This is a genomic window from Micromonospora sp. ALFpr18c (genome assembly GCF_008868155.1).
Taxonomy (GTDB): Bacteria; Actinomycetota; Actinomycetes; order Mycobacteriales; family Micromonosporaceae; genus Micromonospora.
The window spans coordinates 1-698 of sequence record NZ_WBKR01000452.1 but is presented as its reverse complement, the minus strand read 5'-3'; the positions used below and the strand labels follow the sequence as shown (position 1 = coordinate 698).

1 protein-coding gene is annotated in these 698 nt (G+C 54.0%); it reads left to right on the top strand.

The genetic code is table 11. The features are described 5' to 3' along the window. Nucleotides 1-35: 35 nt before the first annotated feature. A partial coding sequence (locus F8271_RS31660; RefSeq protein WP_151493428.1) for a hypothetical protein occupies nt 36-698 on the top strand: 663 nt, incomplete at its 3' end.

The window sequence follows — 698 nt, the reverse complement described above, 5'->3', positions numbered from 1 at the left end:
TGCTGAACCCTTGAGCGGATTATTACGTTACATGCATGACTGCTAGCCTGGAAACGGATTTTCCTGGCGAGAGAAGCAAAGGAAAACGACGCATGCCCCCCAAATTCGACGATGCAACTGTACGCTCCGCCCTTGAGAAAATGGGCGATCTAATTCTCGAGGACGGTGGTCTATATCTTAGCGCAGCATCGTTAGCCGCAGGAGCGGGTGTTACTGAAGGTGCAGCACGATCTTGGTTAACCGGGGAATCCAAAAAGCACGTGTTTGATCTAATCGAAAAATATTACAAAGACGCCATTAAAAATTGGAACAATTATGCGCTAGCTCGTAGGCAGAGAACCGCTGCGATAGCCTCGGCGGCGAGGGCCGCTCAAAGGCCGGTCCTCGACAGTGAAGTCGAGGACCTCCGAATGTTGGCCAAAGTAATCCGTAACCCCGTCCCGGGAAGATCCGTCTACAGCGAAATGATGGCAAGAGGCGTTTCTCGAAAACATTTCAATAATATCTACCATTGGGTGCTGGGAGGGCGTCCGGACATAATCGCTGCCCTCGACCAGCGCGATCGAGAGGATATTAAAGGGTGGACCGATTCCCTCTCCGGCGGCAGCAAGCGGCAAGCCCGGACGGAGGATGATGGTGCGAGCGTCGGACCGTCTGTTGCTGCTCCAGCGTCGCGTTCGGACAGGCCTCAGCGGATA